25 protein-coding genes are annotated in these 25540 nt (G+C 41.5%); 6 read left to right on the forward strand and 19 right to left on the reverse strand.

Annotation, left to right across the window (positions count from 1 at the left end):
* Positions 1–122: 122 nt before the first annotated feature.
* Positions 123–617 (reverse strand): cytidine deaminase, encoded by a 495-nt coding sequence (gene cdd, locus ABJF11_RS10895; protein ID WP_348119879.1) that lies wholly within the window; start codon positions 615–617, stop codon positions 123–125.
* A 168-nt stretch (positions 618–785) separates the two neighbouring features.
* Here cdd and ABJF11_RS10900 point away from each other — a divergent pair, with 168 nt between their 5' ends.
* The 3 genes from ABJF11_RS10900 to ABJF11_RS10910 all read left to right on the forward strand — a co-directional run bounded on the left by ABJF11_RS10900 (position 786) and on the right by ABJF11_RS10910 (position 3756).
* On the forward strand, positions 786–2129 hold the full coding sequence (locus ABJF11_RS10900; protein ID WP_348119880.1) for a saccharopine dehydrogenase C-terminal domain-containing protein: 1344 nt from the start codon (positions 786–788) through the stop codon (positions 2127–2129).
* 69 nt (positions 2130–2198) lie between these two features.
* A complete protein-coding gene (locus tag ABJF11_RS10905; protein ID WP_348119881.1) occupies positions 2199–2954 on the forward strand; it encodes a hypothetical protein in 756 nt (251 codons plus the stop codon).
* A gap of 94 nt (positions 2955–3048) precedes the next feature.
* A complete protein-coding gene (locus ABJF11_RS10910) occupies positions 3049–3756 on the forward strand; it encodes a YebC/PmpR family DNA-binding transcriptional regulator (protein ID WP_348119882.1) in 708 nt (235 codons plus the stop codon).
* An 8-nt stretch (positions 3757–3764) separates the two neighbouring features.
* Here the strand turns inward: ABJF11_RS10910 and ABJF11_RS10915 are convergent, their stop codons facing one another.
* From ABJF11_RS10915 to ABJF11_RS10950, 8 genes are all read right to left on the reverse strand, one after another.
* The gene (locus ABJF11_RS10915; RefSeq protein ID WP_348119883.1) at positions 3765–5198 is read right to left on the reverse strand and encodes a PAS domain-containing sensor histidine kinase; all 1434 of its coding nucleotides are present in this window, start codon (positions 5196–5198) and stop codon (positions 3765–3767) included.
* A gap of 159 nt (positions 5199–5357) precedes the next feature.
* The gene (locus ABJF11_RS10920) at positions 5358–5816 is read right to left on the reverse strand and encodes a carboxymuconolactone decarboxylase family protein (RefSeq protein WP_348119884.1); all 459 of its coding nucleotides are present in this window, start codon (positions 5814–5816) and stop codon (positions 5358–5360) included.
* 74 nt (positions 5817–5890) lie between these two features.
* Positions 5891–6475, reverse strand: a complete 585-nt coding sequence (locus tag ABJF11_RS10925; RefSeq protein ID WP_348119885.1) for a Crp/Fnr family transcriptional regulator — start codon at positions 6473–6475, stop codon at positions 5891–5893.
* A gap of 53 nt (positions 6476–6528) precedes the next feature.
* Complete coding sequence (locus ABJF11_RS10930; RefSeq protein WP_348119886.1) at positions 6529–6849, reverse strand: DUF721 domain-containing protein; 321 nt, start codon at positions 6847–6849, stop codon at positions 6529–6531.
* A gap of 1 nt (position 6850) precedes the next feature.
* Positions 6851–7687 (reverse strand): zinc-dependent peptidase, encoded by an 837-nt coding sequence (locus ABJF11_RS10935; RefSeq protein WP_348119887.1) that lies wholly within the window; start codon positions 7685–7687, stop codon positions 6851–6853.
* Between the two features lie 12 nt (positions 7688–7699).
* Positions 7700–8347, reverse strand: a complete 648-nt coding sequence (locus ABJF11_RS10940; RefSeq protein ID WP_348119888.1) for an alpha/beta hydrolase — start codon at positions 8345–8347, stop codon at positions 7700–7702.
* Positions 8344–9012, reverse strand: a complete 669-nt coding sequence (locus ABJF11_RS10945; protein WP_348119889.1) for a hypothetical protein — start codon at positions 9010–9012, stop codon at positions 8344–8346. The genes ABJF11_RS10940 and ABJF11_RS10945 overlap by 4 nt, the downstream gene beginning before the upstream one ends.
* Before the next feature lie 118 nt (positions 9013–9130).
* Complete coding sequence (locus tag ABJF11_RS10950; protein WP_348119890.1) at positions 9131–10678, reverse strand: glycine--tRNA ligase; 1548 nt, start codon at positions 10676–10678, stop codon at positions 9131–9133.
* A 213-nt stretch (positions 10679–10891) separates the two neighbouring features.
* On the opposite strand from ABJF11_RS10950, the gene ABJF11_RS10955 reads away from it, so the two are divergent.
* On the forward strand, positions 10892–13111 hold the full coding sequence (locus ABJF11_RS10955; RefSeq protein WP_348119891.1) for a tetratricopeptide repeat protein: 2220 nt from the start codon (positions 10892–10894) through the stop codon (positions 13109–13111).
* Positions 13112–13215: 104 nt separating this feature from the next.
* On the opposite strand, the gene ABJF11_RS10960 is transcribed toward ABJF11_RS10955, so the two are convergent.
* The gene (locus ABJF11_RS10960) at positions 13216–14016 is read right to left on the reverse strand and encodes a DUF1338 domain-containing protein (RefSeq protein ID WP_348119892.1); all 801 of its coding nucleotides are present in this window, start codon (positions 14014–14016) and stop codon (positions 13216–13218) included.
* A 152-nt stretch (positions 14017–14168) separates the two neighbouring features.
* Between ABJF11_RS10960 and ABJF11_RS10965 the strand changes: the two genes are divergently transcribed.
* Positions 14169–14627 carry an Lrp/AsnC ligand binding domain-containing protein gene (locus tag ABJF11_RS10965; protein WP_348119893.1) on the forward strand — a complete coding sequence of 153 codons (459 nt, stop codon included), beginning with the start codon at positions 14169–14171 and terminating at the stop codon, positions 14625–14627.
* A gap of 14 nt (positions 14628–14641) precedes the next feature.
* On the opposite strand, the gene ABJF11_RS10970 is transcribed toward ABJF11_RS10965, so the two are convergent.
* Entirely contained in the window at positions 14642–17299 is a 2658-nt protein-coding gene (locus ABJF11_RS10970; protein WP_348119894.1) for a DUF5686 and carboxypeptidase regulatory-like domain-containing protein, read from the reverse strand.
* Positions 17300–17344: 45 nt separating this feature from the next.
* Positions 17345–18565 (reverse strand): TCR/Tet family MFS transporter, encoded by a 1221-nt coding sequence (locus ABJF11_RS10975; RefSeq protein ID WP_348119895.1) that lies wholly within the window; start codon positions 18563–18565, stop codon positions 17345–17347.
* A gap of 182 nt (positions 18566–18747) precedes the next feature.
* Here ABJF11_RS10975 and ABJF11_RS10980 point away from each other — a divergent pair, with 182 nt between their 5' ends.
* Entirely contained in the window at positions 18748–19362 is a 615-nt protein-coding gene (locus tag ABJF11_RS10980) for a DinB family protein (protein WP_348119896.1), read from the forward strand.
* A gap of 144 nt (positions 19363–19506) precedes the next feature.
* On the opposite strand, the gene ABJF11_RS10985 is transcribed toward ABJF11_RS10980, so the two are convergent.
* The 7 genes from ABJF11_RS10985 to ABJF11_RS11015 all read right to left on the reverse strand — a co-directional run bounded on the left by ABJF11_RS10985 (position 19507) and on the right by ABJF11_RS11015 (position 25423).
* Positions 19507–19896 carry a response regulator gene (locus ABJF11_RS10985; RefSeq protein ID WP_348119897.1) on the reverse strand — a complete coding sequence of 130 codons (390 nt, stop codon included), beginning with the start codon at positions 19894–19896 and terminating at the stop codon, positions 19507–19509.
* Positions 19883–22186: a PAS domain S-box protein gene (locus ABJF11_RS10990; RefSeq protein ID WP_348119898.1), complete on the reverse strand. Its 2304-nt coding sequence runs from the start codon at positions 22184–22186 to the stop codon at positions 19883–19885. The genes ABJF11_RS10985 and ABJF11_RS10990 overlap by 14 nt, the downstream gene beginning before the upstream one ends.
* 497 nt (positions 22187–22683) lie before the next feature.
* Entirely contained in the window at positions 22684–23115 is a 432-nt protein-coding gene (locus tag ABJF11_RS10995; RefSeq protein ID WP_348119899.1) for a DUF1987 domain-containing protein, read from the reverse strand.
* A gap of 286 nt (positions 23116–23401) precedes the next feature.
* Positions 23402–23854, reverse strand: a complete 453-nt coding sequence (locus ABJF11_RS11000; protein ID WP_348119900.1) for a GNAT family N-acetyltransferase — start codon at positions 23852–23854, stop codon at positions 23402–23404.
* A gap of 83 nt (positions 23855–23937) precedes the next feature.
* A complete protein-coding gene (locus ABJF11_RS11005) occupies positions 23938–24369 on the reverse strand; it encodes a DoxX family protein (protein WP_348119901.1) in 432 nt (143 codons plus the stop codon).
* 9 nt (positions 24370–24378) lie between these two features.
* Positions 24379–24921 (reverse strand): NAD(P)H-dependent oxidoreductase, encoded by a 543-nt coding sequence (locus ABJF11_RS11010; RefSeq protein ID WP_348119902.1) that lies wholly within the window; start codon positions 24919–24921, stop codon positions 24379–24381.
* 52 nt (positions 24922–24973) lie between these two features.
* On the reverse strand, positions 24974–25423 hold the full coding sequence (locus ABJF11_RS11015) for a MarR family transcriptional regulator (RefSeq protein WP_348119903.1): 450 nt from the start codon (positions 25421–25423) through the stop codon (positions 24974–24976).
* Between the last annotated feature and the right edge of the window lie 117 nt (positions 25424–25540).

Consider the following 25540-nt stretch of genomic DNA (forward strand, 5'->3'; position numbering starts at 1 on the left):
TGAACAATAAGTGTACACCTATTTTATATCAGGTCAACTTTAGGTTAGCATAAGTACCCTAAGCTTTGAATAAGTGGAATGAAAGGTGTTTTTCAAATAACAACTAGAGAACTAAGAAAGGGTCAAGGTTGGAATTTCAATAGACTCTCCGAATCAAAGCCAAACGGTAGCAAGTCTCTGACTGTAGTCTTCATAATCTGATCGTTGGGCTGAACAAAAAGGAGTTCAATTTCGGATGATTGCTTGCTTTGGTACTCCATCATTGCCTGACGACAGTTGCCACAGGATGAGGCCATCACGTAGTCATTTGCCTTGGCCGGTTTGGCCGCAATGGCAATTTTGACAATAGCTTCATCGGGATAGTTTGCCCCTGCACTGAAGATCGCCACCCGCTCAGCACAGAGCCCAGATGGATAAGCCGCATTTTCCTGATTGCTGCCCTGTATTTTCTCTCCATTAGCCAATAATACCACTGATCCGACATGAAAATTAGAATAGGGTGCATAGGCGTTGGACACTGCCTGTCTGGCCTGACTGACCAGCGACTGTTCCGTCGCGTCCAACTCCGAAAAGTCGAATATTTCTGCGTTTACCTGCCGGGTTACTTTCTTAGCCATGGTCCAAAATCTATGTTTAAATGCACTAAAGCAATATGGACAATTTAATACTTATTTTTTTAAGGAAATGTTTTGTTCGTGGCCGTGAAAATCTAATAATTTGCTTCTTTTTTGGGCCAACCAACAACAAAGAAATTGACAGTACCCCAAAACTTAATACAACTATAAATGAAAAAAGTACTTGTACTTGGCGCGGGAAGATCCTCTTCTACATTGATTGAATTTTTGCTAACTCATGCAGAAAAAAATGATTGGCAGGTGGTAGTTGGAGATCTGGACGAAAAGCTAGCCAGGGAAAAAATAAATGGATACGAGAGAGGAAAAGCAATTGCTTTTGACATCTCCAATACTGCTCACCAGGACAGTCTTAGCTCAGGATATGATCTGGTGATCTCGATGATGCCTGCCTCCTTCCATATTCATGTGGCCAGAGTGTGCGCCAGACATGGGATCAATATGCTTACAGCATCCTACCTTACAGATGAGATCAAGGGACTAAATGCGGAATTTGAAAAAAATAATGCAGGCCTAATCATGGAGATGGGACTAGATCCCGGAATAGATCACATGTCGGCTATGAAAGTGCTGGACAGAATCAGGGAAGCTGGTCATGAATTGCGTGCATTTGAAACCTTCACTGGTGGTCTTTTGGCTCCCAACAATGATGATAATCCGTGGGAGTATAAATTCACCTGGAATCCGCGCAACGTGGTATTAGCAGGACAGGGTTTTGTGAAATTCATCCAGGAAGGCAGATACAAGTATATTCCTTATCAAAAGCTTTTCAGAAGAACTGAAGTCATCCACATCCCTGAGTATGGCTATTTTGAAGGTTATGCGAATCGAGATTCATTAAAGTATCTTGACGCGTATAAACTCCGTGGCATAAAAACTTTGTACCGAGGGACGCTACGAAGAGTAGGGTATTCCAAGGCATGGGATGTATTTGTTCAGTTGGGGGCTACTGATGATACCTACGAGCTACACGATGTGTCCAAGATGACGCATAGACAATTTATCAACTCCTTTTTATCCTACAACCCGGATGATTCTATCGAGCTCAAGCTGGCACACTATCTCAAACTTGAACTGGAATCGGATGAAATGTTCAAACTAAAATGGCTTGGAATGTTCGATGAGGAACTTGTGGGACTGGACAAGGGAACCCCGGCTCAAATTTTGGAACATATTCTGAAAAAGAAATGGACGATTCAACCGGATGAGAAGGACATGATTGTGATGTGGCATAAATTTGAATATTATGAGGGAAAGGAGCTAAAGCAGATACAGTCCTATATGGCGGTAGAAGGCGAAGATGCGATCAATACGGCGATGTCGAAAACAGTGGGGTTGCCGCTAGCGGTCTCTGCCCAACTCATCCTGCAAGGCAAGATGAATCCACTGGGGGTTCATATCCCTACAGAGAAAGTTATATATGAACCGGTTCTCAGCGAGTTGGAGTCTCATGGAATCACCTTTACCGAATGTGAGATGGAACCGTCGGCTAGTTGACAAGAATCGATTTAGTAATGCTGCTTTTTAGGGATTTCAATTTTTGACTTGTCTTCCCTAAAAAGCAAGATGAAACAATCACTAACCATCATCTTTCTTGTATTCGCCATACTTACAGGCTGCAAGGATGACTCTACCCTTCCAAATAAGTATTCAATTTCAGGATTTATCGGTTCTGAAGATGAAAGAGGAGCGTCGTTTGAGACTAAAGATGAAAGTGGCTTTAGTGTAGAACTCTATCAGGATCAGCAACTGATAGAAGAAACTGAAACTCCGTACGATGGCAGTTTTGAGTTTGAAGAATTCGACTCGGCTGCCTACACTATCCTGGTAAGCAAAGAGGGATATGCTGAAATCTATATCCCTCTGCAGGACATGCCTGATAATATTCTCACAATCAATATTCCATCCATACCTCTATTCGAAATTGAGACTATGACTCTGGTGGCGGGATCATTCGAAAATCAGGTACAAATGAGCTTTGAAATCAAGGGATTTCTAGCTGGAAGGTTTGAGAAAAAATATATTCGATTGTTTATTCATCGTGAAGAAGAAGTCTCCAGCACCAACTATTTGCATACCGACAGATTGGGTATACCAATAAGTTCTGACATAGTAGAACCCATAAATGACACAGATGCCAGAATTTCATTTGACTTGTTTTTGAATCCGTATCTCAAAGATTATTTCAGTGGAGAAAAAGTATATTTCGCATTCTACCCCACTTCAGAACAGGATCCGTATGTCGAAGATGAAATATCAGAAAAGCTGATCTACACGGGATTGTCAAAAAAGCACAAGGTGGTCTCCTATGTGAAGCCCTAAAAATTATCCTTAAAAAAAGGCTCAATTTGCCCTGATTACGATTGCTTTCGGGTACATCGTTTTTATATATTTGTGTTCTTAAAAATAGACTGAAATGGGAAGAGCATTTGAATTCAGAAAGGCACGTAAACTAAAAAGGTGGGGCGCTATGTCCCGTACATTTACGAGAATAGGTAAGGATATAGTAATCGCTGTGAAAGAGAGCGGCCCTGATCCAGATACCAATTCCCGACTGCGTGCGGTAATGCAGAATGCTAAGGCAGCCAATATGCCGAAGGACAATATCGAGCGCGCAATCAAGCGAGCTTCGGACAAAAGTCTGGGCGATTTCAAAGAGACCCTTTTTGAAGGCTATGCCCCTCATGGCATAGCTGTCTTAGTAGAGACTGCGACGGACAACAACAATCGTACGGTAGCCAATGTGAGGAGCTATTTCAATAAATGTGATGGAAATCTGGGTACTTCTGGTTCGGTGGAGTTTATGTTTGAGCATACCTGCAACTTTCGGTTGAACAAAGAAGGATTGGATGCTGAAGAGCTCGAACTGGAGTTGATTGACTATGGTGCAGAAGAGGTATTTGAAGACGAAGACGGAATGATGGTCTATGGAGGTTTCTCCGACTATGGTGCATTACAAAAGTACTTTGAAGAGAACAACATCGAGATTCTTTCCTCAGGTTTTGAGAGAATTCCAACTACTACCAAGGAGCTTACTGAAGCTGAGCAGGAAGATGTAAACAAGCTGTTGGAAAAACTAGAGGAGGACGACGATGTGCAAAATGTCTTCCATACGATGGCATAGTAAGCTGATTAGGCTTTTTCTAAAGTAAACTCAAAACAACTCCCGTTTCCCTCCGTGCTCTTAAGAGCAAACTTGCCATTATTGAGACGGACGAATTCTTTGCATAACGTGAGGCCGAGGCCTGTCCCCTTTTCAGCTTGTGTGCCTGGTGTAGATTCTACGCCCTGTTCTGCCAAAATAGCGGCTACTTTATCTGCTGACATACCAACCCCGTTATCTTCTATTTTGACTGCGATCGCTTTACCATGCGCACTCGCAGAAATCCGAATATTACCTTTTTCTGGAGTGTATTTCGTGGCATTGTTGAATAGATTGGCAATGATACTGGTCGCTGTGGGTTTGTCAGCCCTTACGCTCAAATCGGCCTCGATATCTACATCTACGGTCAGGTTTTTTAGTTCGGCACTCAACCTATACGGAGCAATGCCCTCATTGATCAGGTCACCCAAATTGAGTGTTTGCTGCTTTAGTTCGATGATGCCTTGTTGAGAAAGTGCCCAGTTGAGGAGGTTTTCCAGCAATTTGTGAACACTTCCTGCAGAGTTAGCCAACATTTCCAGCGCCTCATTATTCTTTTTCATCTCACTTTCGTTCAATTTGAGCACTTGTGCTAGCTGATGAATATTGGCGATTGGTCCTCGGAGGTCATGCGCGATGATGGAGAAAAATTTGTCTCTGGTATCGACAGCTTTCTTTAGTTCCAGTTCGGAAGTTTTCAGAGCCGTAATGTCTCTTGTAAAACAGGTCACCCCAACTATCTTTCCTTCTATTTGAACCGGATTGTACGAAATCTCCACATATCGAGCTTTGTCATCATATTCAAATTTGTCCACTACTTCAAATCGTTCTCCACTCAGTGCCCGATCATAACGCCCTCTCCATACAGTCTTCAAACTCCGCGGCAAGTAGCTAATAATACGATCTTTGATTTTCAAGTCGCATCGAAATGCCTGGCTAAATTCTTTTTGAAATACAGAATTCATAGTGACCATTTCATACTTCCTGTTCACTGACCAGATGCTATCAGAAGTATTCTCTATTTGCGCATAGAGATTGGCTTCACTCTGCTTGAGCTGAATCTCGGCTCTTTTTGTTTTAGATATGTCCTTGGAGCTGCAGGCCACACCAGTCACCATGTCGTCTTCTATTACCGGATTGAATGAAACTTCAACATACTCGGGTACGCCCTCTATTTCGAAGTGCTCTACCAGACCGAATTTTTCTCCTGCCAATGCTCTTTGATACCGCTCGTTCCAGAACGTCCGAAGAGGCTCGGGTACGTTTTGCAGTACGCACACTCCAGGTGCTAATCGAATACCGAAGGCATGATAAAAATCTTCGCTCATGTTGGTATTGGTGAACGTGCAATTCAAATCAGGGTCAAACGACCACAGTCGATCATTCGTATGCTCGAGTTGTGCGAGTAAGTCTTTTTGCTTCATTTTTCAACTTATTCTATGCTTAATATAAGCATTTTCTGGCATGGAAATGATAAGATCAGATAATCATACTCACTCGTCTGACAAATAACGGTCTTAGATTGATATCAAAGTTTTAGCTTCCGACAGGGCTACGACCTTAGCCCTGTCGGAAGGCTGGTTCTAGGCAAATTGCCCTACTTGATAGTGTCCGGCCTTGGTTTTAAAGGTTGTCATGAATCTATTCCAGCAGTTGATCTTTACGATAGCGAGTGTCCAGGCTGCCACTTCATTTTCAGTATAATGATCAAGCATCAATTGATAAACCTGATCACTGATCTCTCGGTTGGCCACCAGGGTAACAGCCTCTGCAAACTCAAGTACTGCGGCCTCCTGCTCGGAAAACGCCTCAGACTCTCTCCACGCTGAAAGCATGCTAAGCCGTACAGATGTTTCGCCGGCCTCTATGGCTTCTTTATAATGCATATCCAGACAAAAAGCGCATCGATTGAGCTGAGATACGTGATAGTCTACTAGCAATAATAATGATTTGCTGAGTCCGCTTGTATCTATGTATTTACCCATTTGGTAAAGTCCGTCATAAAGCCCATTCGGGGTGTTTTGAAAAGTAATTCGTTCCATTAGTATTATGCTTTAAGTGAAAAAATTCGTCACCCAAAGCTCATCAGCAGCAGTCTTCTTTTTCTTAATCTAGTTTAAGAAAGACCCTGAGACTTCTTTTTTCTGATTTTGCTAAGAAACTCTGGCGTAAAACCGAGATAGGACGCCAGCATATATTGTGGCACTCGCTGAATAAATTCTGGGTTGAGATTGAAGAAGGTGTCATAAATCTCTTCTCCGGTCAGGTTAAACATGTATTGGATTCGTCTTTGATCCGCAATATGTCTTTTCTCCAGAATGATTCGGAAATAATTAGCTAATCCGGATGATTTGCGTATCAGCTCGTCAAATCCAAGTTTGTTGATACTGAGTACTTCACATTCTTCCAGGGCCTGGATATTCAACGCTGAGGCGCGTTCATTAACAAAACTATCATAGTCCGTCATCCACCAATTCTCTATTCCAAAATTTACAATCTGCTCTACTCCTTTGTTGTTGATGAAGAAGGATCTCATGCATCCTGAGACTATAAAATGCTGATAATGGCAACGATGACCTGCAGGGAGTACCAATTCCTTTTTTTGATATGTTTTTCTTCTAATCAGGGATTCGAGCAGAATTAAGTCTGCTTCTTCGACTGTGCTAAATTTCCTGATGTGAGCGATTAGCTGGTCTACCATGATGATCAAAAATAACAAAAGTCCCTTGAGGGTGTGGCTAGTTATTCAGAGTATTATATGAAAAGGACATCCTTGACCACTGCCTTTCCAAATTCTTTATCCAGCAGCTGTAGCACCTTGAATCTGGAATTGTTCAATTCATGTTTGAGCGGAGCAGAGTTAAGCGTTACGATCAGTACGTTGTTTCTTACTTCAATCTTGGTGGTTCGATTGGCGATCCCTTGTCCCATGATCTTATTCCAGGTGCTGACCAAGGTAGTCTGGTCAAACTTTTTGCTCAGGTTGTATGATTTGAGCATAGCATCTATCACATCCTTCACCGTGGCGGTGTCTTCCTTTCGGATACTGGCAGCATGAGGTTTCCTTTTGGCCATACTAGTTTGAGTTCAACGGATCTTGTTTCAAAAGTAGCACTAAGATTCCATAGAGGTTCGGCATCAATCCTTTAAATTTCTCAGGACGCTCAAAAAAGTTTTCTATGGCCACCGAAAAAAACTCATCTGGGTCTGTTCCAGCATAATCACGAAACATGCTGCTTTGCCCATTCGCTATATTGATCATCTCTTCGTCCGCCAAACGTTGCCAGCTTTCCAATACCTCCGCATCCAAAAAGTTATACTCAGCATTCAAAATCAGATTTTCTAATCTCAGCGCATGGGCCATTTCATGCAACCCAAGGTTCCTACCATCTTCCTGGTCGATATACCCCTCTACAAACGCCTTCCATGAAAGCACAATGGCTTGCATTCTCGGATTGACCTCTCCCTTGTGATAGGTCTTGTTGATAGTAGAGTAGTAATTATCCGGATATACTAGTATCCTTTTGAAGTGGCTTAGAAATATTTTGGGATATCCGAAAGTGAGTTGCACGGCACATGCTGCGATCAGCACCTTCATCTCCTCTGTCACCACGGGTATCTGTCTGGGTATAAATTCTTTGACATGAATAAAATACTGCACTTTTTGTTCAAATCTACGCCGCTTGTTTTCCGACAGGTTTACATAATATGGAAATCTCTTTAAGAGAATCTTCTTTCGCGATGCAGACAGTGGGCGTGGAAACCCTGGCACCTGAAATCCCATATTGACTCTGCCAGACATGGCCGAAAGCACGATAAGCATCACACTAAGGACTACCATAAATAACACATCTGTAAAATCCGATGCGGGAGGGTCTACCTGTAATAAAAGGGTTGAAAAGCTAATGGTCATGGGATAAATATATCAATTCAGCTCTGACAATAATTGATCTACACGGAATGATACTTCCTGCGCACTTTCTACAATTGCAAAGTGCCCGGCGTTGTTGACCTCAATGCCAGTCACTCCATTTGGCTTGGGCAATAGGGCGTCGTCAGTGGCAAATATCCTTTGAAGGTTTTCCGGCACCCAATCATTCTGCCAATTGAGCACCTTATCTATTGATAGCTTTATAAATCTCTTGTCAGTACGGCTTGCGATATCAAAGACCATTTGTTTGCCTCTGGCAGATTTGACTCCAAATAGCCAAATAATCAACTTAGGATGAGAAGAGAATAAAAATGTAGGTATGATCCGATTGAGTCGCGTTTTTCCAACCCATCTGATCCATCTTGGAAGCTCGCTTCTTCTAGCCAGCGAAGTCACCAGAATCGTCATTTCGGGTTTTATAAATTTATTCATCTCTACAGCAAGCATTCCACCTAGGGATACCCCCAGCAGAACAAAGGGCTCGTGCTGATCTACTTGCTCGCAGAGTTTTTCTGCATATGCTTCCATGCTCTCCCAGGCATAAGTGGGCGCCCAGGAAATACATACCTTTTCGCTGTTGATCTCCAGCAGGTCAAAAACACTTTCGTCGGCACCTAATCCGGTAATGCAATATACTTTCATCCTTTTGTGATTCGGATTTGCTGCTCCTGGACACGACCATGACAAAGGCTATTCCAAAATTCTTTATGCAAATATTTCTCTTTAATAAAATCTGCTAACGCCTCAAAATCAGAAAGATTGCCTGTGAGTAGAGCAAGGGTGATTTTCTCTTCAATGGTTTTTTTGATCTCATCGAGGTCAGGATTGATCCACCCTGAACTATCTCCGGCGATTTTAAATTTGCAATAGTAATAAACCGACAGGCCATGCTCTTCTATCTCAGGAATAATCAATTCATACTCCCGATTTAGATTACTAATCAGTTCGTTCACCTCTTTACCAGCCAAATCATATAGTATAAACGACTTAAAGGTAATGGGTGCTTTTGATTCTAGAACAGTTTTCCAGTGATCCAATAGCGCAACGGTATCTCCATCAGCCATATGATGTCTGACTATATCTCTAACAGAGATACTCGGATCGATTTTTTTGAAAGCTGCACAGGTATCTAAAAACTCGTCTTCCAACTCAAAAAATTTCGTAAGCGCGCGAGCTTCTAAAAAAGTAACAGACAAGTTTCTCGCTGAAGCTTTCCGATAGGCTACCCAAACTGACCAGCCTGCCGCAAGCAGAAGTGCCAAGCCAAACAGCCCTGCAGCCATCAGTATCAAAAAGAAAATATCCATTATCAAAAGATATACAAGTTAGACTCTCCTGCAAAGAAGGGAGGTCTGTTTTTGTCTGGCCGGTGCATTTCTGCACAACTCAGAAGAACTCTGTATAGCGTATCGCGAAGACCTTGATTTATAAGGTCTTCAACAGCTTCTTCATATCCACAGCGCTTTCTATCTCTGAGACTACTTCGTCTACAGACACGCGACGCTGCTCCATAGAATCCCTTTCTCTGATGGTCACCATTCCATCCTCCAAGGTTTTGTGATCTACTGTTATACAATATGGCGTCCCGATAGCATCTTGTCTTCTGTATCGTCGGCCGATAGCGTCTTTTACATCCATCTGCACGTTGACAGAATATTTCAGTTCGTCCATGATTTCGCGAGCTTTTTCTGGAAGACCGTCTTTATTGACCAGCGGGAGCACGGCCGCTTTCACGGGCGCCAATACCGGAGGTATTCTTAGCACCACTCTGGTACTACCATCCTCAAGCGTCTCTTCTGTGTAAGCACTTGACAATACAGCCAAAAACATTCGGTCCAATCCGATAGAGGTTTCTACCACATAAGGTACATATGATTTTTCTTCCTCAGGGTCGAAGAATTGTAATTTCTTACCACTATGCTCTTCATGCGCCTTGAGATCAAAGTCAGTTCTGGAATGGATACCTTCTAGCTCTTTGAATCCCATGGGGAAGTTGAATTCAATATCGCATGCAGCATTGGCGTAGTGCGCCAAGTTTAGATGATCATGAAAACGATAGTTTTCCTCTCCAAGATTGAGTGACTTGTGCCAGTTGATTCTTTTCTCTTTCCAGCTTTCATACCAGTCCATTTCGGTTCCTGGTTTGATAAAAAACTGCATTTCCATTTGCTCAAACTCACGCATTCTAAAAATAAATTGGCGAGCAATGATCTCATTTCTAAAGGCTTTTCCGGTCTGTGCTATACCGAATGGCAATCTCATCCGACCTGTCTTCTGTACATTTAGATAGTTTACAAAAATGCCCTGAGCAGTCTCAGGCCTTAAATATATTTTGCTGGCTCCTTCCGTGACCGCTCCCAGCTCTGTGGAGAACATGAGGTTGAATTGTTTTACCTCGGTCCAATTTTTAGATCCACTGACGGGATCTGCTATACCCAGCTCTTCTATCAAAAGCTTGAGATCGTCAAAGTTTTCTTCTTCAATATCCTTTTTGAATCGGGCATTGATGGTATCAATTTTTTCTTGATTTTGGAGCACACGACCACTTGTAGATAGAAATTCCTCTTTATTGAATTCCTCCCCAAATCGCTTGGCAGCTTTATCTACTTCTTTGTTTATTTTACCTTCTATTTTAGCGACATAATCCTCTATCAGTACATCCGCTCGGTACCTCTTCTTTGAGTCCTTGTTATCAATCATCGGGTCGTTGAAGGCATCTACATGGCCCGATGCTTTCCAAGTGGTAGGGTGCATAAAAATCGATGCGTCTATGCCTACAATGTTTTCATTCATTTGCACCATGGCTTTCCACCAATAGCTACGGATATTTTGCTTTAGCTCTACCCCATACTGACCATAGTCGTAGGTGGCACTGAGGCCGTCGTAGATTTCGCTAGAGGGGAATACATAACCGTACTCTTTAGAGTGAGCTATGATTTTTTTTAATAGATTTTGGTCTTCATTTTTCGCCATAGCCGCAAAGATATACGAATCAATGATTTGGAGAACCTATCAGGTAATCAAAGTTTATTCTGGTTGAAAATCAGAGCCAATTCTGACGAATTAGCTGTGTCCAAGATATTTATCAACTGCCGCAGTCTATATCCCGATTACAAATAATACTCGAAGTTTTTTTGAATGTGATTAATTACAAATATTCTTGCACATCAAGTATCGTCTTATTCTATGAAAGCGTTTTCAGCAGCCCTTTTTCTCCTCGCTACACTAGTAGCCATAAACTGTCATTCTCAATCCGCCACTAAAGCACAGCTCAAAAATCTTACTGGCGATTGGCTTGGAGAATTCACTTTTGAGGAATCTAGAAACACCATCATGATGGCAATGTCTCTGAGCGAAAACACAGGAAAAAAGGGCAAGGGAATACTGAATTTCCCGGAGTTTTTTAATAGCTCCAACAGCATAGAAGTGAAATTGGAGAATTCGCAAGTGCTGTTCAATGAGTTGGAAATGACTCAGGGCTATGAAATGGATTTGAACGGCAAATACTTGCTTTCCTATGTGTCAGCAGACTCCATCTATGGCAACTACACCGATGGCGACATGACTGTGACAGGTGAATTCTGGATGAAAAGAAAATCTAAGCTAGAAAAATCGCAGCTAGATAAGTTTGAAAGAATTCAAACGGCATCTTTAGCGTATTATGGCCTTTCGTTGGTGAAAGAACTGCAACAGTCAGAATCTTCGAAAGACATTCTCGAGCAGGTCGGGAAAAGGCAGACTAAAGAAAGTGATTCATTTAATCAGTTTACTATCATCGGGCGTATGCAGGTGAACACAGTAGAAGTTCCAATTATCATTTATTACCTGAAGCCAGAGTTCATGAAATTTGAATTCCAAATCCAGAACGTGACATTCTACAGTGTGATCAATCAAAAAGAGAAGTGGGAATATGACCCTGTAAATGACAAACTGAAAATAACACCACATGAAGAGCAGGCGAAAAGCGAGGATATTTTTTCTTTTAGAGGTTCTTCATATTTATCAAACCTAGAGGACGGGTATAGTATAAAATCTGTAAAACGCAGCCAGCTTGATAGTCTCTCTACTTACCGAATTGTGATGGGCAAAGAGGAGGCTAGAATCACCTACTTCATAGATGACCAGACGCTTGACATCGTCAGAATAGACAAAGACCAAACTTCAGAATATAGATTGAAATACAAGACAATCAAAGGCCAAAGAGTGCCAACAGTATTTTTGAACATAGAGGCGAATCAAAAAATAAGAATGGACTTCGAGCAGATTGACTTCGACTCTTCTGTGGAAGAAGAATTGTTTGATATTCCGGCAGAGCTATTGGCGAAGCAAAAAAAGGAAGAGCGGGCTAAAGATGAGGAGTTTTACGAACTTGGTCTTCAATATCTCGAATCAGAGGACTACCCGAAAGCAATAGAACATTTTACAAAGGCTATCGAGCTGAATTCGGACATTACCCGCTACTATCAAAAGCGAGGAGAGGCCAAAGTGTCCAACGGCGATTATTATGGGAGCATCGGAGATTACACTCGTGCCATCGAGCTGACCCCTCGATCCGCAGTTTTGTACAATTTGCTGGCTACCGTTAAATACAAGCTCAAAGATTATCGCAATGCACTCCCAGATTATACCAAGGCGATCCAACTAGACAGCAATTATTTACAGGCGTACTACAACCGAGCGTATACTTATGCCAATCTCGATGATATCGATAATTCAATTCAAGATTTTCGAACGCTGTGCAGAAAGGATTCTACCAATGCCAACTACTTCCTAAATCTCGGTATCATGCTGGCTCAAAACGAATCATATACCGAAGCCATCAATGCCTATAATTATTCGCTATTGCTAAACGGTGAAAACGCAACGACCTACAATTATAAAGGTGTGTCGCAGTTCAATCTGGAAAATTATGAAGAGGCTGCTTCCGCATTTAAATATGCAATAAAATATGATTCCACTAGCGGCACCAAGTTCAACAACCTGGGTAATACTTTTCTGAACTTAGAAAAATATGACTCTGCAATTCTGTCTTATCAGAACGCACTAAGTATAGACGCTGAAAACGATGATTATTATAATAATATGGGCAAAGCATATTACTACGATGAATCATACAAGGCAGCAGAATCCTTTTATTCCAAAGCAATCGCAATCAACGGTCAGGATGCCTCCTACTTTGACAACCGTGCAAAAGCTAAAGAGGCCTTGCAGGACTTTACCGGAGCCATAGAAGACTACAATATTTCGATAGATCTCTACTCTACCGATCCAGCGATCTACTACCTACGTGGCCTGCTTAAAATAGGCATTCACGATTATTATGATGGATGTCGAGATCTCCGCAAATCCGCTGAAATGGGTTATGAGGGGGCCACTGAGGCTATCAAAGAAAAATGTACGGACTAGTTCCAAGTCCTGATCTTAAGACATACCATAGGCTCATAAAAAAAGGCCAACCATTTTCGTGAAGAATATGGTTGACCAATCATTTTGGGTAATATTATAAAGGGCTATTCGGCGGCGTTTGTGCTTTCGAATATCTTATCTGCCGATTTGGCAATAAATCCCTGAAAGAGATTTCCATCTGCATCTTCATACCTTCTGGCAAACTCATAGTAGCAGGAAGGAATCTCAAATGAGCCTTCAGCAAATTCGACTGCTTTCTTGTCAGCCAGGATACTAGACTGCTCCAGCATGGATTCGGGTGTACCTTTGATCTCACCTCCGGACACATTCATTGGAAACCCATTGGTTTTGAGAAATTCATTCATTTCCTGAAGAGATTCGATTGCCGTCAGTTGGTTGACGTTGATGGTGAAGTGATTGGCACAAAAGCCATACACGTACATCCAAGCCGCGTACTCTGACTCTTCTCTCAGTCTGAGATAGGTGTCATGGGAAATGGTCCCCCATGGCCTTCCGGCAAATATGGTTGCACCCGTTTCTATCAATCCCATTGGGATCTCATTGATTTTTTTCAAAATCAGAAACTGCAACTCCTCAGAGAATTCCTCAAGCAACAATTCGCTAATAAAAATCTTTGGTGCCTTAGGATCTGGGTGTTCGTAATGCTTCGCTCTGAGCTTTTTAGCCTCAAATACGTAACTATCCTTTTCTAAGTACCCACATGCCAAAAACGGTTTGGCCAGCTGCTCTACATTGATGCTCGGATGATCGAAGGTTCTGAAGGCGATGTGATCATTGCTGATTCGCTCTCCTTTGGCTTCGAGCAATTCATGAATCTTACCTGCCGAAGGAGTAGTCTTAACATACTCCTTCCAAAAAATGTTTATGATTTCTTCGTACTGCATTGCTTTTTTATTTGAATGCAAAAAGAAGATAATTTGACCTTAATAATTAATATATTCAGTCAATTAAACTATAATTATTATATATTAAATCAAATATCATTATTTTTACATTATAACAGTCAATTTTAAATATTTCATATCTACTTCGTATCATGATCAGTCAATTTGACTCAACGGACAAAAAAATACTCAAAAGACTCAGTGAAAACGCTCGGGTTCCGTATTCTACGCTAGCCAAAGAATTGAGCATTTCTAATACTATGGTGCATCAGAGGGTAAACAAACTAAAGCAGAGTGGAGTGATAAAAAATGCGACTTACGTATTTGATCCTAAGGTGCTGGGCTACACCACTGAAGCGATGACACGGATCATCGTGACCAACGCCAAGTATGTCAATAATCTCATCGCTGCGCTCAAAGAAATACCAGAGATCGTGGAGTGCTCAAACATCACAGGAAAATATGCACTGATTATCAAAATTTTTGCCAAGGACAATAGCCATCTACGCGACGTACTCTATGGTCGAATCCATCCACTAGCCGGGGTGGAAGGTACCGATACTACGATCTCATTTGAAACGGCTTTTCAGAAGAATATAGCCATAGACTAGCATCTGGTGAATACCTAATCGAAATTGAACATATCATCGAGGAAGGCTGCTACCCCAAATCGAATCCCCCAGTCGAGGTATTCCTGATCCTGAAAGGCAACTACACCTTCGAGTCTAAATAGTCGGAAAATATTGTCTATGCTATACCCAGCCTCTGTGTAGTTGAGCGCAGATTCCGAACCTAGATAGTTCACAAATACACTTTCCCTTACTCCTCTTTTTCTAGCAAATTTGAATCTGGAAAAAAACAATTTCCTAAACTGATAATGGGTCAGTAGATTGACATAACTGTCGTTGGTGCTGAATTGATAGTATGGGAGTAATCGGTAACTTTTCACAACATCTATATCCTGTATCGGTGTTTGGTTACCCATAAAGTGATTGTAATCTATAAAAGCCAAACTGTCCTTCGCCAAAAATCCTCCCGCACCGACTCTGAAGGTGAGTCGTCCTCTGATGCCGATATCCAATGAGTGCTGCAGATCAGCAGACCATTTGTGAAAAGATATTTCCGCATCGCTTATAGGCAAGGCATTGTCATATTTAAGAATCACCTCTGGCGAGGAATGGTTGATGGCTTTCTGCTCTTTGTTTTTAATGTAGTATTTCTGCCAGGGCTTCATTCTCAGACTTATGCCCGTGAGAAAAACCTTATGGGCTTCAAATGCTGTAGAATTTACCTCGACATTAGTTGGCTCATTGGACGTATACTCTCTATCCTTCTTGTTGAACCAAGTATGGCTGGTATTGTTTTCTAATGGCAATCTGTTGGCATATTCTGCAGAGATTTTCACTTTATATTTATCAGATATATCATGATTGTATTGCAGAGATAAAAACTCCTTCTGAAATATTTTCATGTAATTGCGCTCGAGCATAAGCGTGGTCAGTGAGTTAAGAATAGGATAAATTGGCTCCTGTTGGTTCAACTGATATACATACTTACCTCCTTCAAAGACCAGATTTTGACGGCCAAATTTATAAGTGGTTTTCAACTTTCCCTGAACCTCCTTGCTCGAAAATCCATAACGCACCAATGGCGCTACTTCCAGCCAGTGCTGATTTTCAAAAGTTTTTGAGAAGGCCAGTTCATAGTCAAAATTATACCCTTCCACTGTGTTGAAATTAAGTGCTTCCAATGGAGATTTGATCTGTAAATGTGTACGATCACCTATTCTGTATGTATTGCCAAGTACCAAATCGTAGATTCTAAACCGTTCGCGACCAGCGCGTGTTTTAATAGTATCACCCAAAGACTCGCGCTTCTCCACCAGAGCCATACTATCCATCTTTTGATACCCTTTGATTTCATAATCGGAAAGAGGAACTGGCCGTACGGTCTGCCAAAAAGTCGAGTCTTTTTTATACGCTAGAGAGTCAATGACTACGTTATTGATATATTCTACATCAGGAATCGTATCTTCTTTCATCTCCATCTTCTCATACTCTCGCATAAGTTTTCTCATTTCTTTTCTGGTGAGCTCCTTACCGCTAGTCATCTTCGAAAGCGTCTCTCCCTGGATATTTTTATTTTGCGCTTCTATTTTGGCAGCCAGCTCTCGATCTACTTTTTCATCGATGACAGTGAGCTCTACATCCAGATCTTTATTTAGTTCGATCTTATATCCGCTCACGGTGGCGAGGTAGTTGTACTCAAATTCGAATCCAAAGAAGGTGCCTTCCACATCAAACTTATGACTAATTGGAAGCCAGACTCTGTTTTCAATAGGATTATAAAGCTGATTGATCAGGAACTCAATACCGAGATAGCTGGTCTTCATATCGAGGCTATGAATACTCCAATGTTCTTCTACGATCGAAAGCTCCCCTTCGAATACGTCATCGCCCTTAGATCGGGGAGTCACTTTGATTTTGCTAAATTCAAAACCCTGATCCTTGTAGGTGCCCAGGTATTCGAATCGGTAGTAGGCGAATGCCTTGGGCGAAAGCGGTGATATGGCGTTACCAACCTTTGGTTCATAAAAGCTGCCTTTCAAGTATTCCATAGGACTCGTATTGTTGTCTTCGCCATTGCTCCTGATCGAGATCACTTCTTCTTCATATACATTGGGTCTGGTATATTTTACCTTGGTGATGGATTCGGTCACAAACGCCATAGTAGAATCGATACCTTCTTTTGCTATCGTTTTTCTTAGAAAGAAAGGAGAATCAATCAGCCTCCCCGACCCTTTGATATAAACTTCCGCTTCATAGCTATCCAGTTGTTGGCGATGAAATTTGGCTTTGGCTATCGCCTTTCTCATGATGGTGTAAGCGGGATCTTCTTTTCCAGCTCGGATCTCTACATCTTTTAGCACGATGGTCTGTGGTTCGAGCCTCACGTCTATCTTTACAGGTTCGTCAGTGACATCGACATATTTCACGACAGACTTATAACCCAGATATTGGAAAACCAAATCATATTTACCTGCTGAAAGTGGGTATTCAAAATATCCATTGTCGTTAGAAGTGGTTCCAGTCTGAAGGTTTCTGACATAGATGGTAGCAAAAGGCAACGGTTCTCCACTGGTCGACTTGATAGTGCCTTTGATTCCCTGAGCCAAGGAGACCATCGAACCGATAAAAAAGAGTAGAAAGAGTAGGCTTCGTCTGTTGAGTAGGTACCTTGGCATGAGTAGGTTTTGATTTACGTCCTTATATGAGTCTGACATGAGGATGCAAAAGTTACACTGCCGGTTGCATTTGGCAATAAATAATTACGAAAAGGCACCGGAATACTTTCTAAGCGTGCGCAAAGCAAACCCAATACTCATAAAAGTGAATACGGCTCCCATCAAATATGGGGCTCCGGGAAAATAGATCCCGAGCGTATCATTGGTAAACCGAGCAAAAAGATCAGTCATGAGAGGTGGCCCCACAATAGCAGTCAGACTGATCATACTTGTGATCGCTCCTTGTAGTTCTCCCTGCTGATCTGATGGGATCTGGCTTGTCATGATGCTCTGTAGGGCGGGACCTGCAAACCCACTTAAGGCATATGGTATCATAAAAACATACATCATCCAACCTTCGCTGGCAAATGCGAAAAGCACAAAGCCAATGAAATAGAGCGTGAGTCCCAGGTATACCGCATTTCTATCTCCAATTTTGGGGATTACAATTCTGATCAACCCACCTTGAACGATGGCCACCATCAATCCTACAAATCCAAGTGAGTAACCGACCATCTTTACATCCCAGCCAAATTTCTCCATGGTGTAATAGGCCCAGGTACTTTGAGTGGCATGTGATGCCAAATAGACAAAAAACATGGCGACCATCAAGCTCACCGCCACAGGGAATTTTTTCAATTGCATCAGCGAACCAACAGGATTGGCTCGTCGCAGGCTAAACTTCCTTCTTTTGTCTTTGTCCAGGGACTCGGGCAAAATAAAGTATCCATACAGCCAATTGATCAAGGTGAGTCCGGCTGCGGCTAGGAAGGGCACTCTAGAACCATATACACCCAGTAAGCCGCCAATCACTGGTCCGATAATAAAACCAAGGCCAAATGCGGCTCCTATCATACCAAAGTTCTTGGCTCGGTCTTCAGGGCGGCTGATATCTGCGATATACGCTGAGGCGGTAGTCATGCTGGCACCTGTCACGCCGGCTAATATTCTACCGACAAATAGCCAGCCTATAGTGGGTGCCCAAGCCAACAACAAATAATCTAATCCAAAGCCGAATAGGGAGGCAAGTAGCACTGGTCTACGGCCAAATTGATCGCCCAGGCCACCCATCACTGGAGAGAAAAAGAATTGTACTATAGCATAAGAAAACATGAGCCATCCTCCATATACTGAGGCCTCACTCAGATCACCACCGATCAGCTCCCTGATGAGATCCGGTACCACAGGTATGATGATCCCCAGACCAGTGACGTCTACTAATAACGTAATAAAAATAAAGGTCAGCGAGGCTTTGCTATTCTTCATTCGGGCATTTTTGATCGAAGATACGAGAAATATTATTGTTTGTTATCCAGGCGTCAAAAGAGTCCTGGCGTAGTATTACTCAATACATTTTTTGTTTGTAAATTATAAATTGAATCTATGACAAACTTTTTTGTCCTGATCTTGTAAGACCAATCGTCTCTAAATCAAACGACTAACGAATTATGAAAATTTTTAGAATAATCTTTTTGTGCCAAATCATTCTACTAGGTGGAATGATGGCCACGGCTCAGTCCTCATTGACCAAAACTGAAAAAAATACAGCACTAAATCATCTAAAACAGTCCCAGGCTGAGTTGATCATCGCGGTAAAGGATTTATCCGAAGACCAACTCAATTACAAAATGAGTGACGGATCATGGTCTATCGCAGAAACCATGGAACATATCGCCATTTCAGAGAAAAACATCTTTGGAATCGTAGAAATGACACTCAAAACTGATCCTGACCCTGCAGGCAGAAGTGAGGTAAAAATGTCCGATGAGCAGGTACTTGCACTCATTACCAGCCGTGATCAAAAAGTAAAAACTCGTCCGGAGTTCGAGCCTACCAACAGCTTTGGGAGCTATACAGGATCTTTGGACACCTTCAAAGCGCTGAGAAAATCTAACATGCTATTCGTGAAAAAAACCAAAGAAGATTTGAGAAATAGATACTTTGATTTCCCATTTGGGAAAGTAGATGCCTACCAAGTGGTATTATTCATGAGTGGTCATACGCAGCGCCACATGAAACAAATTGTAGAGATTATCAAAAGCGAGGGTTTCCCTAAAGCCTAGTCAATAGCATGTAAGGAACCGTCTCAAAAGGATAAGAATCAATAAAGATTACCGACTCATTTTACCAAAATAATGAAACCTAGTAGGGAAATTTTGGATACAGATGGCTAGTTCATGATTCCGCTTTTTGAGACGGTCTTGTTTTTATAGAAAGGTCAGAATTTCGTCGAGTTTAGCCTTGTTCAGCGGCTTGGATAAATACCCTTTTACAAGTTCGTGAGATTTGGCTTTGGCAATATCTTCAGGATTGATGGATGAAGTGAGCATCACCACAGGAATATCTGCTTTGATTTGCAGGCCCGAGAAGTTGTCCAAAAACCCCCAGCCGTCTAATACTGGCATATTTATATCCAGCAGTATCAGGCCTGGCGCCTGACCTTTGATCGCATGCTGTGCCAAATAGTCTACAGCTTCTTTACCATTTTTGAATTCCAAACTGTCTTCAAATGAGGGGTGCTGCTGCAGTGCCAATTTGATGACATATGAAGAGATCGGATCGTCCTCCACCACATATATGGATTTAATGCGCTTCATCAAAGGTGATTATGAATTTGGTGCCTTGATTTACCTCACTTTTTACTTCTATCTTTCCTTTCATGGCCTCCACCTGGTTTTTTGTAATGTATAAACCAAATCCTCTTGCATCTTCATTGGCATGAAAGGTATTGTACATCCCAAAGATTTTATCTCCATGGGCCTTCATATCGATTCCTAATCCATTGTCTGAGACTACAAGCTTCACACTTTTCTTTAGTTGGGTGGCTTTAATAGTAATTTTAGGTTTCAGGTCTCGTCTTCTGTACTTGATGGCATTGTCGACCAGATTGAGCATTATACTGTCAAGGTAGGCCGGAATGACGTTGATTTTTAAGTCTGCCGGTACCTGAATTTTAACAGAAACCTTATTCTGATGGATTTCTCCGCTCAGGATTTTTAGTGTTTTTTCGATCTCTGAGAGCAAATTTCTCCGCTCGATTGGCTTGTTCAAATTTTGATTGACGGTAATGATCTCATTCAGGTTTTTAATTGTTTCTTCCAACTGGCTGGTACTGCTTTTTAGCATCTGAAACATCTTTTCTTTCTCGTCTTCATCTTTTGTGCTCTCCATAAATGAAACCAAGGAGGTCAGATTGGCACTATGTGAGCGTATGTTGTGCGAAACAATATGAGCAAAATTTTGCAAGCGTTTATTTTGATCGCTAGTCATATTGAGCAGGTTTTGCAGTTCTTCCTGCTTCTGGTTTTTGGCAGTGACGTCTCGTAAAATTCCGTGATGGAAGATTTTTTTACCAGAGTTGTCATATTGGTAGAATCCGTGGTCCTCTACCCAGATTTCAGCACCATCTTTCCTTTTGAGGCGATATTGATTGTCATGTTTGATTCTGTCTTCTGTTTTAAAATAGAGTTGCGTTTTGATGTCAATCGACAGTAGCTCTTCCTCGGAGCTATACCCCAGCATATTCACTAGTGCGGGGCTGACTTCTACGAATTTGCCCTCAGGCGTACTTTTATAAATGCCGTCAAGAGAATTTTCAAAAATCGTTCGGTATCTCTTTTCACTCGCACGAAGCACCTGCTCTGTTTTGATCCGATCCGATATATCACGTACCAATGCCTGTGTGTACTCTTCGTTCTCCAGTTTGAAGGGGGAGAGCATTACCTCGACTGTAAATAGTGACCCATCTTTTTTAGAATGAACCCATTGAAAGCTATCTCCGATAGTTTTTCTACTTGACGTTTGACCGTCTGGCTGTAATTTTGGACTAAAATGATTGGGTTTGAATCCTATAAGTTCTTCTCTCGATCGACCAAATATTTCCAAGGCTCGATCATTACACTCAATGATGATATCGTTTTTGAGCATCAGAATAGCATCTCTTGCTTTGGAGAAAAGTAGTTGATACTTTTCCTGCTCTTGTTTTAGTTCACTCTGAGTGGCTTTAGCAGCGGTGATGTCCCTGGATACACCAGAAAGGTTTGTACAACGCCCACGTTTGTCAAAAACCGGGGTCAATTTAGTCTCAACGATCGTTCTGTCTTCGCCTTTACCAAAGTCTATCTCATAGGTAATTGGTTTTTTGGTGGTAATCGCCTGTATAAAATACTTTCGAATAACAGATGCACGTTCTTTATCCCATATTTCATCAACCGTCTTACCTACGACATCCTCCTTTGACCTTTTGGACAAATCCAAATAGGCGCGATTGACTGACACAATTCTGTATACTTTATTAGGCTCTACGGCAATAAGAAATATCAGGTCATTGGTATTGCTATAAATCAGATCAAAACTTTGTTCTCGCTCAGCCAGATTTTCAAGATGTCTGGCTTGCACTACTTTTATAGCCACCATAGAGGCGATGGTAGTCAGGATGCTGAGATGGATGGGTTGGAAAAAGTCTTTGTCCGGATGCTCAGAGTCAATGATCCCGATCAATTCATCTTCGTGAATGATGGGAATCGTAATTTCTGAAAACCTGAATTGATCGTCGGGGATATAGTCCTTGTCGAGAGAAGTGTCATTGGTGATTTTCGCCTTTTTCTGCAAAGCTACTTTGCCGACGATACCTGTGCCTAGTTTGATAAGTGCGGCCTTATTTTCTTTAGGAGTCCTGTTTTTGTATGCTTGTGAAGCTACCTGAATTAGATTTTCACCTTGATCATCGAGTAAATAAATGGCACAGTCATAGAAATCCAATTTGGATACCACATTGTCGATCACACTCCACAATATCTCTTTAATCGTGCTTTGGCTCAGTAGACCGAGCGCAAACTGATTGATGATATCAAGATACTTTTCCTCCTTTATTTGGGTATTGAGCATGCCTCTCAATTGTTTCTAGTAATCAAATAGGGGCAAGCTGAAATCACAAAATGCCAAAAATGCACGACCGACCTTTCCCTCGTATTAAAATTAATAAAAAAAAAGGAGGAATAAGAGGTGCCATCGGTGCTATCGTGCAGTAAGATGAGCGCCATAGAGGGAATAAATAAGAACCGATCGGTACAAAATAAAAAAAGGTTACGCTTTCACGTAACCTTACCACCTTAATAAATCGCTTTGAAGTCTTCGCTAAATACCTTTATTCCCATAGCTGGTACGTACCGAACCCTATCTCACACAACAAGCAGGTAATTGCTATATGTTGTACTCTTCTACTGCTGACTCCTTTGCGATCAATTATATCATTACACTGAGCATCGTGCAAGCCAGTACAAATCCGAATGTTAAGAGTGTACCCAATACTACTTGTCTTACGACTTTCTCTGATGATTTAAATTTCGGTTTCATAACTTTTATATTTTGTGGAATTTTATATTTTATGCTGCAGACAACTGCGGCTCTTCTTCTGATTCTTCTCCAAGGGAGTTGATTTCGGGAACTGAGATAAAATTGAACTTATAGTCAAAAAATGAACTGAAGTCCTCTCCTGCCTCGAGCATGTCATCGTCTACATCTTCGTAGTACCAGTTGACAATCACTCTTTTCCCTTGCTGATCAAAACTTTCAAGCTTTCTCAACAAATTAAATATGCACTTGGAAGAACTGGTATTGAAATATTCGAACGCAAGGTTCACGGTAATATTACCGGCGTGGTTTTGAACGTATTTATCCATGTTCAACAAAAGTGAGCCATAAAAGCTCAGCGGATTTTCAGGACTCGACTTCCCTCTTAGATCCAGTAGCTCCTTCTTTGGATTGAAGTAGACTGATGGTGTAACTTTTGATGATCTGATAAAATATCCTTGCATAGTTCTAAAATTTTAATCCAATTCAACTTAATCGTTGTGAGTATTTAAATTCTATAGTTCAAAGATGAAGTGCTTTCACCATTAATAAAATACAGGATATTCGTAAATAAATTTTTAGGCAAACAGGAAACGAAATCCAGCGTAGAATCTCATCATTATCCTGGATGTCTGTTTTTTGGCTGTATGAGCCATATTTGAGATTTTAAAGCCTGAAATTTCATAAGTGAATTACCTAATCGATAGGAAAAACCTGCAAAAAAGGCTGTTTTCTAACGAATCTGATCCTTTATTTATTTTCTGCTGTCCACCGGATTGGATAACAAATCAGCTCGTCATTGTCGATTTGCTCACCCGACACCTCAAATCCCAACTTCAAGTAAAGCGGTAGCGCATAGGTCGTAGAGAAGGCTGTCACTTGTGTGGGTTTTAGATCTGAGACCATGTGCTGCCACAGCAGTGTGGCGATTCCTTTTTTGTGATGATTCACATGCACAAACATATTATATAGATGCGTTGGTGGTTTTATGGCCAAAAGTCCAACCATCGTGTCATTTTCAATGGCGCCCCAGTAGTGAAACTCATTCTCGAGGTTCTGCCGCATACCTTCAAAGAGGACCGAAGTTTTGAACTTTTGATATCCCATTTCTGTAAAATCGCCACGATTGTACTTTTCAGCCACCTCCAATATTAGGAGACTAGCTTCTTCGATGTTCGATTGGTCGAGTTTTTGAATTATCATTTAAAAAAAATAAGTCCTGAAATAATCAGGACTTAAATCTAACCTCAATCAACACGAACTATATAACCAATTATAATTTTTTGTTAGTCCCAGTCCCCCTCGCCTTTCGAGAGACTGTATTTGCCGGCACCTAATAATGATACTGCTATGCCACCTATTAAATAAAGCATGGGTAGCTCTATAGCCCAGGTGCCTCGGTCAGCGAGACTAAATATATCTCCTGGATGTACCAGTAAAATTGCCACCAGCATGGTGAATGACATCACTAGCCCACCTAGTCTGGATTTGTATCCAAATAATATTAGAAGTGGAGCCAGCACCTCGCCTACAATCACTCCATAGCCAATAAATCCCGGGATTCCGGATTCTTGTAGCATTCCTGCTATATGTCCCGCTCCACCTGCCAACTTACCGACTCCATGAAATAGCATTCCAAATGAAAGAATAAATCGAAGTAAAAATTTTCCCCAGTGTTCTGCACCGGGTCCACTTATTAATTGAGCAATCTTATTCATATGTATTAATTAGTTTGATATAAGTGACTTTTCAAATGCTGATACAACCTGACTCAAAGCTTTCTTCTCAGAGTCGTTGCTAATGGTACCAGTCTGCTGATCGAAGTTTTCGTAAAAGGCGCCTAAGCTGTATGAACCTAATACCTCTCCGGCAAAGTATTTCATTTTAATCCTTAGATCTTCTAAAGCGCTGGCTCCTCCTCGCTTACCTCCAGAAGTACTCAATAGTAGCACAGGTTTTCCACCTACAAATTTGCCTTCCACTCTCGAAGCCCAGTCAAGGATGTTTTTAAAAAAGGCAGATAGACTTCCATTATGCTCCGGGGAGGCCATGATATAGGCGTCCGCTTCTGCCAGCTTCTGCACGAAGTCCTGGATAGCCTGTGGTATACCGGCCTTTTCAATATCAGCACTATAGATAGGAGCGTCATATTCTCTAAGGTCAATAACTTCTACCTCAGTATTAGTAAATAGTGTAGCAGCGTACTTCACCACTTGCTGGTTTATGGAAGTTGAACTGTTGCTGCCTGCAAAGGCTATTATTTTCTTCATGTTTTATTTGTTTTTACGTTTTTTGTAATTACATATTTTAGTGAAAAAAAAATTATCCTCTCATTTTGTCTAAGAGGTCGCTCAACTGATCTGATTCTTCTTGAGTAAGCGAATTATTTTTTTCATTCAGGATTTTAAGTTCACCATCCAGCTGGCTAAGTAGATCCAACCCATTAGTCGTTAGCTTGAGATTGATCATTCTGCGATTTTCTGGATTGATATCACGCTCCACCAGCTCCATGCTCACAAGTTTGTCCAACAGCCTGGTCAGATCACCTCGTTTATTGATTAGCACTTCTTTGATTTCGCCAGGACAGATCGTCAAAGGATACCTGCCTCTCAATATGCGTAGAATATTGTAATGTTGTTCGTTGATCCCAATTGGCTTGAGCATCCCTTCTGTCCGATCTCTCAACCAATAGCCGGTATAAAGGATATTGATAATGGCTTTTTCTCTTGAATCTTTGAATGACGACTGCCTGATTTCTTCTTCGAATTTCATATGAGTATCAATTACGGAATTACATTATTTGTAGTTACAAATAATGTAATTATTTTCTTAACTGTAAAATCTGTCCCTCATTCTATGGTAATTAAAGATGGATGATTAATATTGACC

Origin of the sequence: Reichenbachiella sp., from assembly GCF_039941815.1 — a bacterium.
Classification (GTDB): Bacteria; Bacteroidota; Bacteroidia; order Cytophagales; family Cyclobacteriaceae; genus Reichenbachiella.